General features: G+C 69.6%; 9 protein-coding genes. 4 read left to right on the forward strand and 5 right to left on the reverse strand.

Translation table 11 applies throughout. The annotated features are described in order from the left end of the window. Nucleotides 1-2: 2 nt before the first annotated feature. From treZ to treY, 3 genes are read left to right on the forward strand one after another with little or no spacing between them, the layout of a single operon-like run. Complete coding sequence (gene treZ / locus HWW87_RS17665) at nucleotides 3-1,874, forward strand: malto-oligosyltrehalose trehalohydrolase (RefSeq protein ID WP_175821365.1); 1,872 nt, start codon at nucleotides 3-5, stop codon at nucleotides 1,872-1,874. Then, nucleotides 1,871-4,111 (forward strand): 4-alpha-glucanotransferase, encoded by a 2,241-nt coding sequence (malQ, locus tag HWW87_RS17670; protein ID WP_175821366.1) that lies wholly within the window; start codon nucleotides 1,871-1,873, stop codon nucleotides 4,109-4,111. The genes treZ and malQ overlap by 4 nt, the downstream gene beginning before the upstream one ends. Continuing rightward, nucleotides 4,108-6,882 (forward strand): malto-oligosyltrehalose synthase, encoded by a 2,775-nt coding sequence (gene treY, locus HWW87_RS17675; RefSeq protein ID WP_175821367.1) that lies wholly within the window; start codon nucleotides 4,108-4,110, stop codon nucleotides 6,880-6,882. The genes malQ and treY overlap by 4 nt, the downstream gene beginning before the upstream one ends. A 159-nt stretch (nucleotides 6,883-7,041) precedes the next feature. Here the strand turns inward: treY and HWW87_RS17680 are convergent, their stop codons facing one another. The 5 genes from HWW87_RS17680 to HWW87_RS17700 form a co-directional block, all read right to left on the reverse strand. Further along, nucleotides 7,042-8,193, reverse strand: a complete 1,152-nt coding sequence (locus HWW87_RS17680; RefSeq protein ID WP_347879292.1) for an MFS transporter — start codon at nucleotides 8,191-8,193, stop codon at nucleotides 7,042-7,044. Nucleotides 8,194-8,302: 109 nt separating this feature from the next. Further along, on the reverse strand, nucleotides 8,303-10,444 hold the full coding sequence (locus HWW87_RS17685; protein WP_175821369.1) for an acetate--CoA ligase family protein: 2,142 nt from the start codon (nucleotides 10,442-10,444) through the stop codon (nucleotides 8,303-8,305). Nucleotides 10,445-10,578: 134 nt separating this feature from the next. Continuing rightward, complete coding sequence (locus HWW87_RS17690) at nucleotides 10,579-11,829, reverse strand: MFS transporter (protein WP_175821370.1); 1,251 nt, start codon at nucleotides 11,827-11,829, stop codon at nucleotides 10,579-10,581. A gap of 126 nt (nucleotides 11,830-11,955) precedes the next feature. Beyond that, nucleotides 11,956-12,426 carry a MaoC family dehydratase gene (locus HWW87_RS17695; protein ID WP_175821371.1) on the reverse strand — a complete coding sequence of 157 codons (471 nt, stop codon included), beginning with the start codon at nucleotides 12,424-12,426 and terminating at the stop codon, nucleotides 11,956-11,958. After that, nucleotides 12,423-14,762, reverse strand: coding sequence for an acyl-CoA dehydrogenase family protein (locus tag HWW87_RS17700; protein WP_175821372.1), 2,340 nt, complete (start codon nucleotides 14,760-14,762; stop codon nucleotides 12,423-12,425). Before HWW87_RS17700 ends, HWW87_RS17695 begins: the two co-directional genes overlap by 4 nt. A 173-nt stretch (nucleotides 14,763-14,935) precedes the next feature. Between HWW87_RS17700 and HWW87_RS17705 the strand changes: the two genes are divergently transcribed. Then, complete coding sequence (locus HWW87_RS17705) at nucleotides 14,936-15,718, forward strand: citryl-CoA lyase (RefSeq protein ID WP_175821373.1); 783 nt, start codon at nucleotides 14,936-14,938, stop codon at nucleotides 15,716-15,718.

Genomic DNA, 15,718 nt, shown 5'->3' on the forward strand with positions numbered 1-15,718 from the left:
CCATGACCACCCGTTCCGCCCGCCCCATCGGCACGCATGCCTTCGAATCGTCGTTCGGCGCGACCTGCGTCGATGCCGACCGCACGCGCTTCCGGCTGTGGGCGCCCGCGAGCCGCACGGCCGCCGTCGAACTGCAGGACGAAGGCGGTCGCGCGATCCCGATGACGCCGGCCGGCGACGGCTGGTTCGAGACGGTCGCGCCGTGCGGCCCCGGCACGCTGTACCGCTACCTGCTCGACGACGCGCTCGCGGTGGCCGATCCCGCGTCGCGCTTCCAGCCGTACGACGTGCTGGGCCCTAGCCAGGTCGTCGATCCGGCCGCGTACCGCTGGCGCCACGACGGGTGGCGCGGCCGCCCGTGGCACGAGACGGTGCTGTACGAGCTGCATGTCGGCGCATGCGGCGGCTACGCGGCCGTCGAGCGGCGGCTGCCGTCGATCGCCGAACTCGGCGTGACCGCGGTCGAGCTGATGCCCGTCAACGCGTTCCCCGGCGCGCGCAACTGGGGCTACGACGGCGTGCTGCCGTTCGCGCCCGACGCGTCGTACGGGCGGCCAGAGGAACTGAAATCGCTGGTCGATACCGCGCACGGGCTCGGGCTGCAGGTGTTCCTCGACGTCGTGTACAACCACTTCGGCCCCGAAGGCAACCTGCTGCCGCGCTACGCGCCCGACTTCTTCCGCGCGGATCGGCAGACCGCGTGGGGACCGGCGATCGACTTCTCGCGCCCGCAGACGAGCGCGTTCTTCATCGACAACGCGCTGTACTGGCTCGACGAGTACCGTTTCGACGGACTGCGCATCGACGCCGCGCACGCGATCGACGACGACGCATGGCTGCGCGAACTCGCGCGCCGCGTGCGCGCATACGCGGGCGATGCGCGCCACGTGCATCTCGTGCTGGAGAACGAGCGCAATACCGCGAGCCTGCTCGGCCCCGGCGGCTTCGACGCGCAATGGAACGACGACTTCCACAACAGCGCGCACGTGCTGCTGACCGGCGAGCGCGACGGCTACTACCGCGCCTACGCCGACGCGCCGCTGCGCCATTTCGCGCGCACGCTCGGCGAAGGTTTCGCGTACCAGGGCGAGCCGTCGCCGCTGCACGACGGCGCCGCGCGCGGCGAGCCGAGCGCGCATTTGCCGCCGACCGCGTTCGTCGCGTTCCTGCAGAACCACGACCAGATCGGCAACCGCGCGTTCGGCGAACGGCTGCGCGCGCTCGCGAACGACGACGCGGTGCGCGCGGCCACCGCGCTGATGCTGCTCGCGCCGTGGATCCCGCTGCTGTTCATGGGCGAGGAAGACGGCAGCACGCAGCCGTTCCAGTTCTTCACCGACTATCGCGGCGCCCTCGCCGACGCGGTGCGAGATGGCCGGCGCCGCGAATTCGCCGCGTTTCCCGCGTTCGCCGACGCCGCGCATCGCGACGCGATTCCCGATCCGAACGACATCGCGACGTTCGTGCGCTCGTCGTCGCACCATCCGCCCGACGAGTCGTGGCCCGACGCGGCCGCCTGGCGGCGCTTCTACCGCAGCGCGCTGGCCGTGCGCGCGGCGCTCGTGACGCCGCACCTGGCCGGCGTGCAGTCGCTCGGCGTCGACCTGCTCGCGGGCGAAGGCGACCCGCCCGCGCTCGTCGCACGCTGGCGCCTCGGCGACGGCAGCACGCTGACGATCGCGCTGAATCTCGGCTCGCACGACGCGGCGCTGCCCGCGCTGCCGGTCGGCAAGATCGTGTTCGAGACGCCGCCGCGCGCGCGCGACCGGCTGCCCGGCGGGCAGTTGCCGCCGCGTGCGTGCATCGCGTGGCGCGACGGCGCGGTCAACCAGGATGCGCGGCAGCACCGCGCGAACGGACGGAGCCGATCATGACGACCGACGTCCCGATCGCGGCGCTCGCCCGTGCGGCCGGCCTGGAACCCGACTGGACCGACGCGGGCGGCGTCGCGCGGCGCGTGGACGACGACGCGCTCGTCGCGCTCGTCGATGCGCTCGGCTGGCCGTGCGGCACCGCGATCCAGCGGGTCGACAGCGCGGCGGCGCTCGCCGACGCGAACGCGTCGCCGCCGCGCGTCGTGACCGGCGATGCCGGCCTGCCGCTGACGCTGCCCACGACCGTCGCGCAGCCGGGCGCACGCTTCCGGATCTCGCTCGAAACCGGCGGGCACGTGGATGGGCGCGTGGGCGGCGCGGGCGAACACGGCACGCTGCCGCCGCTCGCGATGCCCGGCTATCACGCGCTCGACGTCGGCGAGCAGCGCGTCGGGCTCGCGATCGCGCCGCCGCGTGCGCAGCCGTTCGATGCGTTCGCCCGCACCCACGACGCGGGCCGCTGGGGTATCGCGGCGCAGCTCTACAGCCTGCGCCGCACCGGCGACGACGGCGCGGGCGACTATACGGCGCTCGCGCGGCTGGCCGCGCAGGCGGCGCGCCACGGCGCGCAGGCGGTGGCGATCAGCCCGACACATGCCGGCTATCCGGCGCTCCCCGCGCACGACAGCCCGTATTCGCCGTCGTCGCGACGCTGGCACAACGTCGCGTATCTCGACTGCGACGCGGTGCCGGGCGCCGATGCCGCGCCTCACTCATCCCCATCCGCGGCGACGGCCCCGGCCGACGCCGCGCTGATCGACTGGCCCCGCGTGCTGCCGATGAAGCTGCACCGCCTGCGTGCGTGCTTCGACGCATGGCGCGCCAGCGACGACCCGTCGCGCGACACGTACCAGCGTTTTCGCGCGGCGGGCGGCGCGGCGCTCGACGCGCATGCGCGCTTCGATGCGCTGCAGGCGTTCTGCATCGAGCACGGGATCGGCGCGGACTGGCGGCAGTGGCCCGCGCCATGGCGCATGCCGGGATCGGCGGAAGTCGACGCGTTCGCGCACGCGCATGCCGACACGGTCGCGTTCCACACCTTCCTGCAATGGTGCGCGTCGCGCGCGCTCGGCGACGCGCAGCACGCGGCGCGCGGCGCGGGCATGGCGACCGGGCTGATCGCCGATCTCGCGGTCGGTTCGGATCGCGCCGGGAGCGACGCGTGGGCGCACGGCACGACGCTGCTACGCGGCGTGTCGCTCGGCGCGCCGCCCGACCTGTTCAACGCGGCCGGCCAGGCATGGGGCGTGACGACGTGGACGCCCGATGCGCTGCGCGCGGACGGCTTCATGCCGTTCATCGAGCTGCTGCGCGCCGCATTCGCGCACGCGGGCGGCATCCGCATCGATCATGTGCTCGGCTTCGCGCGGATGTGGATCGTGCCGGACGGCGGCGCGCCGCGCAGCGGCGCGTACCTGCGCTATCCGCTCGACGATCTGGTGCGGCTCGTCGCGCTCGAAGCGGCCCGCCATCGCGCGATCGCGATCGGCGAGGATCTCGGCACCGTGCCGGCCGGGTTGCGCGAACGGCTCGGCGCGCAAGGTGTCGCGGGCATGCGCGTGCTGTGGTTCGAGCGCGAGGCGAACGGCGCGTTCCGGCCGCCGTCCGCGTGGGATCGCGATGCGATCGCGACGACCTCGACGCACGATCTGCCGACCGTGGCCGGCTGGTGGCGCGGCGTCGATCTCGGATGGCGGCGCGTGGCAGCCGAGGCCGCCGCCGCGAAACGGCGCGACGCAACGCAGCCGCCGCACGACGTCGCCGCACCGGCGCCGGACGATGCGAGCGCGCACGATTCGGACGAGATCGTGCAAAGCATGGCGCTCGGACACGACACCACGCAGCGTCCCGAATCGGGTAACGCGACGCCTCCGCCGGCGTCGCCTCCCGAGCTGCTCGCCGCTCACGCGGAACGCGCCACCGAGCGCGCGGCGCTGTGGCACGCGCTGCAGGAGGCCGGATGCGTGCCGGCCGACGCCGCGATGCCGCCGGCCGACATGCCGCCGGTGACCGCGATCCTCGGATACGTCGCGAGCAGCCCGTCGCCGCTCGCGCTGCTGCCGCTCGAGGATCTGCTCGCGCTCGACGCGCAGCCGAACCTGCCGGGACCGCCATGCGGCCATCCGAACTGGCGGCAGCGACTGCCGCGCACGATCGACACGCTGTTCGACACCGACGTGCGCACGCGCATCGCCGCCGTCGTGCACGCGCGCCGCGCGCGGAGGCACGGCCCATGACCCCACGCGCGACGCTGCGACTGCAGCTGCATGCGGGCTTCACGTTCGACGACGCGGCCGCGCATGCCGACTACTTCGCGCGGCTCGGCGTCAGCCACCTGTACCTGTCGCCGGTGTCGACGGCCGAACCCGGCTCGCTGCACGGCTACGACACCGTCGACTACGGCGCGCTCAGTGCGGAACTCGGCGGCGAAGCCGGCTTCATGCGGCTCGTCGACGCGCTGCGCGCGCGCGGCCTCGGCATCATCGTCGACATCGTGCCGAACCACATGGGCGTCGGCGGGTCGTCGAACGGCTGGTGGAACGACGTGCTCGAATGGGGGCCGGCGAGCCCGTACGCGCGCACCTTCGACATCGACTGGCATCCGCCCGACCCCGCGCTCGACGGCAAGGTGCTGCTGCCGTGCCTCGGCGCGCCGTACGGCGATGCGCTCGCGGCCGGCGACATCACGCTGCGCGCCGATCCGGCCGCGGGCCGCTTCTATATCGCGTGCCCGGGGCGGCGGCTGCCGGTCGCCGCCGCCACCTACGCGGAGATCCTGCGCATCGCGAACCGCGCGGACCTGAACGCGCTCGCCGAGCGCTTCGACGCCGCGCCGGCACGCGACAGCGCGCGGCTCGCCGCCGCCCATGCGGCGCTGCGCGACCATGCGGCCGCGCACGGCCCGCACGCGCTCGACGCGGTACTGCGCGGCGCCGATCCGCGCCGCGCGCGCTCGCGCGCGTGCCTGCACCGGCTGCTCGAACGCCAGCACTACCGGCTCGCCTGGTGGCGCACGGCCGCCGACGAGCTGAACTGGCGGCGCTTCTTCGACATCGCGACGCTTGCGGCCGTGCGCGTGGAAGACGACGCGGTGTTCGACGCCGTTCACGCGCTGCCGCTGCGCCTCCATGCGGCCGGGCTCGTCGACGGCGTGCGCGTCGATCACGTCGACGGCCTCGCCGATCCGGGTGCGTATTGCCGGCGGCTACATGCGCGGCTCGCCGCGCCGCGCGACGCGAGACCCTACGTCGTCGTCGAGAAGATCCTCGCGCCCGGCGAGGCGCTACGCACCGACTGGGCCGTCGACGGCACCACCGGCTACGATTTCATGAACGACGTCGGTGCGCTGCTGCACGACCCGGCCGGCGCCGAACCGCTCGCCGCGCACTGGGCGGCCGTGTCGGGTTCGGCGCGCACGTTCGCGCAGGAAGCGCTCGACGGCAAGCGGCGCGTGCTGATGCGCCAGCTCGCCGCCGAGCATGCACGGGTCGCGCGGTTGCTGCACGAAATCGCGCGGGCGTCGCCCGCGACGCGTGACGTCAGCCGAATCGCGATCCAGCGCGTGCTCGGCGAACTCGCGGTGCGGCTGCCCGTGTACCGGATGTATCCGGCGCCCGGCGACGAACCTGCCGACGCCGACCGTCGCGTGCTCGCACACGCGTACGACGGTGCGTATGCGGCGGTCGATCCGGCCGACCGGTTCGCGCTCGAGCGCGTCGCCGCGTGGCTCGGCTTGCCGGTCGTGCGCGTGCCGCGCGCCGATGCCGATACACTGCTCGCCGCGCGCGTCGCGTTCGCGCAGCTCACCGCGCCGCTGGCCGCGAAGGGCGTCGAGGATACGGCCAACTATCGCTATGGCCGGCTGCTGTCGCGCAACGAGGTCGGCGCGGACGCCGGCGACTTCAGCCTGTCGCGCGGCGCATTCCATGCGCGCAACCGGCACCGCGCGCGCACCGTGCCGCACGGGCTCGTCGCGACGGCCACGCACGACCACAAGCGCGGCGAGGACGCGCGTGCGCGGCTTGCGGTGCTGAGCGAGGTGCCCGATGCGTGGCGCGCGGTGTCGCTCGACTGGTCGGCGCTGAACCTGCCGCATCGCGGCGGCGCGCACCGCGACCTCGCGTGGACGCCCGGGCCGGCCGCCGAGGCGATGCTGTACCAGACGCTCGTCGGCTGCTGGCCGCCCGCGCTCGCGCCCGACGATGCGGCCGGCCCCGACGCGCTCGCGACACGCGTCGTGCAATGGCAGACGAAGGCGCTGCGCGAAGCGAAGCAATACACCGACTGGCTCGCGCCCGAGCCGGATTACGAGCACGGCTGCGAAGCGTTCGTTCGCGCGATCCTGACGCCGCGCGGCGCCGGCGATTTTCCGCATCGGCTGCATACGTTCGTCGCACGGATCGCGCCGGCCGGCGTCGTCAACAGCCTGACGCAAACCGCGCTGCGGATCGCGTCGCCCGGCGTGCCCGACCTGTATCAAGGTACCGAGTCATGGGATCACTCGCTCGTCGATCCGGACAACCGGCGCGACGTGCCGTTCGCGACGCTGGCGGCGGAACCGGTCGACGGACCGGTCGCGTCGTATCTGCCGACGTGGCCCGATGCACGCGTGAAACGCGCGCTGATCGAGCGGATGCTGGCGCTGCGTGCGCGATGGCCGGCGACGTTTGCGGACGGCGCGTACGTTCCGCTGCGTGTGCGCGGCACGCTCGCGCGGCATGCGGTGGCGTTCGCGCGGTGCGACGACGCGGCTACCGTGGTGGTGGTCGCGACGCGGCTCGCGTGCCGGTTGATGGGTGAAGCGCCCGGGTTGCCGCGGGTGGAGCCGGCGCAATGGGGCGATACGGCGGTCGTACTGCCGCGCGGCGTCGAAGGGCCGTGGATCGACTGGCTCGATGACGGCAGCGAAATCGATGCGCGGGACGGCGCGATACGACTCGATCGCTGCCTCGCCGCGTTGCCGGTCGCGGTGCTGGTGACTGCCGATGCGAAGCGCCCGGCGTCATGATCGATGTTGTGCACGGGCGCGGGCGCGCCCGAGACGCGCTTTCGCATGGCCGTCCGGCAAAAGTCGCCGCAATGCTGACGACATATCCTCATCCTCGTATGGCAAGGTCGAGCCCGATTCGATGCAATATCCTGACGGCAAATTTCGGCACGTTGCCCGTCATGCTTTGCGCCCGTACTGCAGACCGCACAACAGCGCGCTGATCGACAGAAAAATCGCGGCGCCGCTATAGATCAACATTGGCGAAGCGACCGGCAGCAGGAACCCCGCGATCAGAGGACCGATGCCCGAGCCGATGTCGCGCCATACCGCGTTCGACGCCAGCGCTTGCACGCGCATGGTCGGATGTTGCTGCGCGACAACCGTGGTGACGAGTGGCAGCTGAAGCGCGCGCAGCACCAGGATGCCGCCGCCGCAGACGACGAACCATTGGCTCCCGTAGCCGATCAACGCCCCGTCCGACAGCAGGGACAACACGACAAGCATGCGGACTGCGCCCCAGCGGTGCGCGGCGCGTCCGCCGAGCGGACTGAGCAGCATTTCCGCCGCGTATCGCAGCGCGAGCAGCACACCTGCCGCAACCACACCGGTCGCCGGCATATGCTGCTCTGCGATGGTCGACAACCCTACGATAAACAGACCATCCAGGATGACGCCTTCCATGAACGACCAAATCGCAACGCTATCGGGCAGGCGGATACGCCGATCGGACAGGGTAACGGCTGGGTGCGGGGCATCCGGCAGACGGAGCGCCTGGATCACGCCGAGCAGGGCCACCCCGCCGAGCAGAAAAAAAATGACGCGTGGACCATATGCCAAGGTCAGCGCGGCACCGACAGGCAGCGCCAGCATCGGGCCGCTCGCGAAGACCGCCCGCGATCTGCCGACGCGATGGGCGAGATCGGCCGGGTTCGCAGTCGCCAGGACCTGAGCCGACAGATTCAGCGCGGCGAACGACATTCCCCACATCAGCCGCAACACCAGGATTGCCCAGAATCCGGAAAGCGTCGCGTATCCGAATGCGCAGCATGCTGTCGCCAGCGCGGCCCACAAGGACGTTGTGCGATCGCCGTGTTTGCCATAAAAGCGCAGCACGTAGGCATAACCGGCGATCCGGACCAGCCGGTTGGCTCCCAGCAAAATCCCTGCTTGCGCGAAACCGACGCCGAAGTCGCGCGTATGCATCGGCAACAGGAGATAGAGCAACGTGTCGCCAGGCGCGCAAAGCGCGAGCGTCAAGGCTGCGCAAAACGAATGACGATCGGCAACGCTCCGAGAAGATTGGGTCAATACCCGCCGTCTTTCAGCCAATAACGCTCAACCGATTGGTTTTCAATTCAAAGAGAATTCATTGCCGCATGTATCCGCCCTTCTCTTCAGCCCACGCATCCCGAAGCACAACAAGCACGAACAAAATATGCTACCGAAGCTCGATCACCGCGTCGGCTGCAAATGCCCCCTGGCCGGCCGGCAGCGCGAATACCGGGTTCAGGTCGATCGCCTGCAAGCGCGGGCCGGCCTGATGCGCGACAACCGACAGCCGCGCGAGCATCGCCGCCAGCGCCTTGACGTCAACCGGTGGTCTCCCACGCGCACCGAGCAAGAGCGGCGCGCCCTTGATCGAGAGAATCATCTGTTCCGCCAGGTCCTCGCCGAACGGGCAGCGACGCAACACCACATCCTGGATGACTTCAACGAAGATGCCGCCCAGCCCGAACATGGCGACCGGACCGAACACCGGATCGCACTGGATGCCCAGGATGCACTCCACGCCGCCGCTCAGCTGCTTTGCCACCAGCACGCCTTCCAGTCTTGCGCCGGGCGCCGCTCGCCGCGCACGTGCCATCAACGTCTCGAAAGCGGTATCGACCGCCTCGGCGTCGGCCACGCCGACGATCACGCCGCCGATTTCCGACTTGTGCACGATGTCGGCGGAAAGAATCTTCATGACCACCGGGAAGCCCAGCGCTTCGGCGGCGGCGACGGCTTCGGCCGCCGACGTGCAACCACGCTCCGGCACGACCGGGATGCCGGCTTGCGACAACCATTGCTTCGCTCGTGCTTCGCTGGGTGCCGTCTCGGGCAGCGCGATCGCCGGCACGTCGGGCGCCGGTAACCGCGGCGCACGCGCAAATGCGTCGCCGAACCGGCCCATCGCGTCGATGGCCGCCGTCGCGCGCGCCGGATCCTCGAACACCGTGAAACCGTCCTCCTCGTACTGACGCATCCGTTCCTGCGACGCCAGGATCGACAACACGAACAGACGATCCGGGTACTTGTCCCTCACGGCCTTGAGATGCGCCCGCAGTCCGTCGGCGATCGATGCGACCTCCACCGTATAGGTGAAGAAGCCGAGGATCGATCGATAGCCGCCTTCCTGCACGACGGCTTCGGTAAAGCGCGCGGCGATGCTCAGGTCGTTGAGGAACTGGGCCGTGCAGTCGACCGGATTGCGCGGCGCGGAAAACGGGATCAGTTCCTTCAGGTGTCGCTGGGCTGCCGCCGGCATTTCGGGCATGGCCAAACCGGCCGCTTCGGCCGCATCGGACACGATGACGCCCGCGCCGCCGCTGACGGTAATGACGCCCAGCGAATTGTTGACGGGGTAGATGCGCCGCGTCGCCAGGCGCACGACATCGAGCATGTGCTCGGTGGAGCGCGCGCGCACCACGCCGTAATCGGCCAGCAACGCATCGGTCACCGCATCGTCTCCCGCGATGGAGGCCGTATGCGACTGGGCCGCGATGCGCCCCACGGTGCTGATGCCGACTTTCATGAGCACCACGGGCTTGCGCGCCAGGCGCGCCGCCTCGAGCGCCGACAGGAATCCCGCGCCATCGCGAATGCCCTCGGAATAAACGGCGATCACATCGGTTTCGTCGTCGTCGACCAACGCCAGCACCAGGTCGCCCAGACTCACGTCGGCCTCGTTGCCGGTCATGGTCGCCGATGAAATGCCGATGCCGACGGCCCGTGCAAGACCGAGGATGTGGCCGCCATATGCGCCCGACTGGCTGGCGATGCCGACGCGCCCCGCCAACGGGAATCCCGTCTCGACCACCGTGGTGAAGCTGCCGTAAAACCCCCGGCGCGGGGTGAGCGTCCCGAGGGAGTTGGGGCCGAGCAACCGGATACCGCTCGAGCGTGCCGATGCCAGCAACGCGCGCTCGAGTTGCGCGCCGTCCTCGCCGGTTTCGGCGAAACCGGCGGAAAACACGATGGCCGCGGGTGTGCCGAGCGCGCCGAGATCGGCAACGACCTGCGGCGCAAGTTTTGCGGGCACGGCAACGATGGCGACCTCGGGCGTCTCGGGAAGCGCCTGCACGCTGGCGAACGCCGGTAGCCCCTGAATCTCGCCGCGATTCGGATTGACCGGCATCAACCGCCCGTCGTAATGCTGCTTCCGCATGTACGCGATGGGGCGACCGCCGATGCGCTGGATGTCGTCGGATGCCCCGACGATGGCGACACTGCGTGGGTTCAGCAGGCAACGCAAGGCATGCTCGGCGGTGTCCGGCCTGGCCGGACGGTCTGCTGGCAAATCGAAATCCAATGGGTCCATCGCGACTTCTCTCCTGATTTTTCCTGGCTAGCTTACGTTCGTGACCGCGCCACTAAGCACAACGAAGCGCGACAAGAACGTCGCCGTGCGGCAGCGCGCCGCCGCGCATCGTTGGCCTCGTTGTCGTGGCCGAATCAATCGGCCTGCTGCGGATCGTGAACCTTCTCGGGGATGAACGTGGCGCACAGCCCCGTGCAGAAATACATCGCCGCGACCAGCACGAAGCCGGCGCCGATCGAGACATGGTCGGCGAACAAGCCGATGGTGACCGGCGCGATCGCGCCGCCGAATCGCCCGAGGTTGTAGGCCCCGCCGGCGGCCGTGCCGCGAATGACGGTGGGGAAACTTTCGGCCATGAAGGCCGCATTCGTGCTGATGGGAATGCCGTACAGAAAGCCGAACAGCCACATCAGGTAGACGATGTTGTCCGGGGTCTGACAGGCCACGATGAACGGCAGGCAGACGGCCGTCGCGAAGCTGCCGAACAGATAGACGGCGCGACGTCCCACCCGGTCGGATAGGAAGCCGAACAGGATTTTCCCGATGATCATCAGCGTGTAGGTACCGACCATGTAGCCGATCATCGCGCTGAACTTGATATGCAGTTCCTTTTCCAGATAGGTCGGCAACCAATTGGCCACGCCGTAATAGCCGAACAGGAAAAAGAAGTTGGTCAGTGTCCACAGGACGAACATCCGCCGGTGGCTCGGCTGGCTGAAAATCAGCCGGTAGCCGCCGGGCGCATGGCCGCCGGCGACGCGCCGCGCGCGCGCCTCGCTCCAGCTCGCGGGCTCGGGTATCAGCCAGTGCGAGAGCAGCGCGAAGACGAGCGGCACGATGGTCACGTAAAACAGCCAGCGCCAGCCATGGGTGGGCAGCAACCAGCCGGCGAGCAACGAGGCGACGATGTATCCGGTCGACCAGCCGGCCATCAAGGTACCCAGCGCAAGCGCCCGGTGCCGGGTCGGCACGTATTCCGATATCAGCATGTTGCAGGTGACATAGGTCGATCCCAGGCCCAGCCCGCCGATGAAGCGGACCACCGCGAACTGGCCGAAGTTCTGCGTGAAGCCGAGGCAGGCCGTCCCCAGCGAGAACAGCACGATCGACCAGACCAGGGTGCGTACGCGGCCGTAACGATCCATGGTCCAGCCGCCGACGATACCGCCGAGCGCCATCGCAATCAGCGTAATGGTGCCGAACATGCCGGCCTGCGCCGCGCCGAGATGGAATTCCGCGCGCAGGTGCGGCAGGCTGTACGACAGGATCATGTTGTCGGCGCCATCGGCCAGCAGCAGCAGCACGCAAAACACGAACGGCAGAACCCAGGCGGTCGTGCCGGGCGAGGATGCACTCGTGGAGTGCGGGGTGCCGACGACGGACATGACTGTCTCCTGATGGATCGTTGTCCATTCGCCCGTTCGGCCTTGAATGCGAATCAGGCGATTTATTGTGATATCGATGCAGCCGGCGGTCGCATGACGTTCCCCGGCGTGCGGTCTGCTCCGGCCTTACACGTAGCGTCGGGATACCATCTCCGCCACGCATGCCGGCTTGTCGCTGCCGCCCACTTCGACGACGGCGTGCCAGACCACCTGCATGCCGCCCGGCACCGGATCGGCGGCCCGCAACGTGAACCGCGCGCGAATGCTGTCGCCCACCCGCACGGGCGACACGAAGCGCACGCGGTTGAGACCATAGTTCACCCCCATGCGGACGCCGCCGACCCGGATGCAGCCGCTCGCCAGACACGGCAGCAGCGACAGGGTGAGATAGCCGTGGGCGACCGTGGTGCCGTACGGCGACTCCCTGCGTGCTCGTTCCGGATCGACGTGAATCCACTGGTTGTCCTCGGTAACCTCGGCAAACCGGGTCACGCGGTCCTGCAGGATCGGAAACCAGGGGCTCACGGCGACTTCCCGGCCGACGTAGGCCGGCAACGCGTCGAGCGTATCGATCGCAAACACTTTCGTTTCGGTCATGCCGGCAACCCCAGTACCTGACGCGCGAGGATGTTGCGCTGGATTTCGTTGGTGCCCCCGTAGATCATCGCGGAGGTCGCCCCGATCAGCGGCGACAGCGCGTTGAACGACTGGCCGCCCAGGTCCTGGTCGTCGCCCAGCGCGCCGAGTTCGTCGCACGACTCGACCAGCAGCGCGCCGATGCGGTGATAGGTCTCGCTGGCCCAGATCTTCAGCAGCGACACCGAGGCCGGCAGCGGCTGCCCGGCCTTGACGATGCTGGCGAAGCCGCCGTAGGCGGCCGACAGATCCGCCACGTCGAGGCTCAGCGCCGTATAGCGCTGCGAGAACACCGGATCGTCCAGCAGATGGCGCTCCTGCGCGAGCCGCGCGAGCTGCCCCAACGCGTAGCGCGATTGCTTCGGGCTACCAAGGAAAATTCGCTCGAATCCCAGCAGGGCCTTGGCGATGGTCCAGCCGCCGTTCAGCTCGCCGACCAGGTTCCCCGCCGGCACGCGCACATCGTCGAAGAACACCTCGCAGAATTCGGCTTCCCCTGCCAGCGTGCGGATCGGCCGGACGGTGATGCCGGGCGTGCGCAGGTCGCACAGCAGGAAACTGATGCCCGCCTGCTTCCTCGCATGCCGGTCGGTGCGCACCAGCATGAAGATGTGGTTGGCGTCCTGCGCCAGCGTGGTCCAGATCTTCTGGCCGTTGACCATGAAGTGCTCGCCTTGCGCATCGTGCCCCGCGATGGCCTCCGTGCGCAGGCTGGCCAGATCGGAACCGGCATTGGGCTCGGAATAGCCTTGGCACCACACATGCTCGCCGCTCAGGATGCGCGGCAGGAAGTGACGCTGCTGCTCGACCGTGCCGTACCGGATCAGCAGCGGCCCGATCATCACGATGCCCTGGTCCGGCGCACGCGCCACGCCGTATTGCTCCAGCTCCTCGATCCACGCGATCAGCTTGTCGGGCGGCAAGCCCATCCCGCCGTGCGCCTGCGGCCATGCCGGCGCGATCCAGCCCTGCGCCGACAGCGTCAGATACCACTCGCGGATCTCGCTCCAGCGCGCGCGGTGCGAAAGATGACGCAGGTGCGCGGGATAGTGTCGTCGCAAGTAAGCCCGCACCATGCGGCGGAACTCGGGTTCGGGCATGGCCGACCAATCGGCGGTGCGCGGGAACGCGCCGTCCCAACCGGTTTCGCGGTCCGTGCCGGCCGCGGAACCGGCCGCCGTCTCCGCCAGCGCCGCACAGCGCCGCTGATGCGTCGTCACATTGCCGAACCACGCCGATAGCCGCAGCACCCGCTTGTAGAACAGGCTGACGTCGCATTCGTCCGTGTAACCGATCGCGCCGTGCAGCTGCACCGCCGAGCGGGATGCCTGCAGTGCAGCCGCGCTGCAGCGTGCGTTCACGCGACTGGCCTCGTATTCGAGCCGGTCGAGCGTCAGATCGGCGGTATGGTCCACCAGCGTCAGCACTTCGTTCAGCGTGGCCTGCGCCACTTCGAGATGGATGAACATGTCCACGCAGCGGTGCTGCAACACCTGGAAAGCCGCGATGGGCTGGCCGAACTGGGTGCGTGTGTTGAGGTAGTTGCGCGTCTGCGTGAGCAGCGCCTGCCCGGCGCCGAGCAGCTCGGCCGCTTCGAGGATCTGGGCGGCGGCGAGCGCATGGCGCAGCGCGTCTTGCGCGGCTTCGCCCCTCGCCACCACCGACGCCCCCGGCAACCGCACCTGATCGAAGCGCACCGTCGCGGCCTGGCAACCGTCGGTCAGCGCGACGGGGTGCTCGGTCACGCCGGCCGTGCCGCGCGGCACCCACAGCAGCACGGTCTCGTCGTCGCCGCGCGCCGACACCAGCCATCCGCTGGCCGATGCGCCGGGGATCACCATCAGTTTTTCGCCCTGCAGCAAAACGCTGCCATCGGCTCGTACGTCGCAACCGCACGCAAGCGGCACGGCGCCGAGATCGCCGGCGTTTTCCTGCCATGCCAGCGCGGGCAGCGTCTCTCCCTTCACCAGTTCGCCCAGCAGCGCGTGCGCCGCCGCGCTTTCCAGCCGGGACAGCAGCAACGCACTCAAGCCCGCCACCGCAAGCAACGGTTCCGGCGCCACATGGGCGCCGGCGGCTCGCAGGATTTCCGCCGCGCCTGCCAGGCCCAGCGCGAGCCCGCCAGCCGCCTCCGGGGCCAGCATGCCGGACCAGCCGAGCGCGACCAGGTCCGGCCAGCCGGGCTCATCCGCACTCGGGTCGGCTTCCGCACGCGCACGACAACGCAGCAGGCTCCTGCTCCGCTCGAAGTAATCCCGTGCCGCTTCGTGAATGGCTGTCAGCGATTGCGCGTCCATGACACTCCCACGATGTTTCCGAATGGAAGCCAGCGTGCCAGAAAGACCGGCGAATCCGATTTGTCTTTGCCAAAGGGAGTCTTTCGCATTCATGGAACGGCCCCGAAGCCGGCCGCGTTAGATTTCCATCATTGACGGAACGCCGACACACCCCCCCTGCCAGGAACACGCACATGAACAAGGTCAGAAAAACGCTGCACTGCCGCCTCGGCCACAGCACCCCGGACAAGATCACGGTCTGCGGCCGCGATCTGCCCTCTGAAATCCTGGGGCACTTGAACCTGGGCGACATGGCCTTCCTGGAACTGACCGGCCGTATGCCGACGCCGCAGGAGTCGACCACCTTCAACGCGATCGTGGTGACGCTGGTCGAACACGGCATCACCCCCAGCGCGCTGGCGGCGCGCCTGACCTATGCCGGCGCGCCCGAAGCGCTGCAGGCCGCGGTGGCGGCGGGGCTGTGCGGACTGGGCACGGTGTTCGTCGGCAGCACCGAGGGCGCCGCCAGGATGCTCTACGACGCCATCCCGCCGGGCACGCAACCGTCTCGTCCGCTCGCGGACCTGGCGCGCGACATCGTGGCCGATTTCCGCGCCCGCAAGCAGATCGTGCCCGGCCTGGGCCACCCGCTGCACAAGCCGGTCGATCCACGCACGCCCCGGCTGTTCCAGATCGCCGCCGAGAACGGGTTGTCGGGCCACTACGTGGCGCTCATGCAGGCCGTGCAGGAAGAGGCCGAACGGGTGTCGGGCAAGTCGTTGCCGGTCAACGCCACCGGGGCCATCGGCGCGATTGCCGCCGAGTTCGGTTTTCCGTGGCGCATCATTCGCGGCATCGGCGTGATGGCGCGCGCGATCGGCCTGGTCGGGCACATCCTGGAGGAGATCGACGATCCGATGGCGGTGGAGATCTGGCAGCGCGTGGAACACGAGGTCGGCGACGCCAGCCTCGGCTGA

The organism is Burkholderia sp. BCC0419, assembly GCF_902830285.1.
Classification (GTDB): domain Bacteria; phylum Pseudomonadota; class Gammaproteobacteria; order Burkholderiales; family Burkholderiaceae; genus Burkholderia.

Coding starts and splice junctions, on each gene's coding strand:
- treZ (WP_175821365.1), top strand. CDS start 3: ATGACCACCCGTTCCGCCCGCCCCATCGGCACGCATGCCTTCGAATCG.
- malQ (WP_175821366.1), top strand. CDS start 1,871: ATGACGACCGACGTCCCGATCGCGGCGCTCGCCCGTGCGGCCGGCCTG.
- treY (WP_175821367.1), top strand. CDS start 4,108: ATGACCCCACGCGCGACGCTGCGACTGCAGCTGCATGCGGGCTTCACG.
- HWW87_RS17685 (WP_175821369.1), bottom strand. CDS start 10,444: ATGGACCCATTGGATTTCGATTTGCCAGCAGACCGTCCGGCCAGGCCG.
- HWW87_RS17690 (WP_175821370.1), bottom strand. CDS start 11,829: ATGTCCGTCGTCGGCACCCCGCACTCCACGAGTGCATCCTCGCCCGGC.
- HWW87_RS17695 (WP_175821371.1), bottom strand. CDS start 12,426: ATGACCGAAACGAAAGTGTTTGCGATCGATACGCTCGACGCGTTGCCG.
- HWW87_RS17700 (WP_175821372.1), bottom strand. CDS start 14,762: ATGGACGCGCAATCGCTGACAGCCATTCACGAAGCGGCACGGGATTAC.
- HWW87_RS17705 (WP_175821373.1), top strand. CDS start 14,936: ATGAACAAGGTCAGAAAAACGCTGCACTGCCGCCTCGGCCACAGCACC.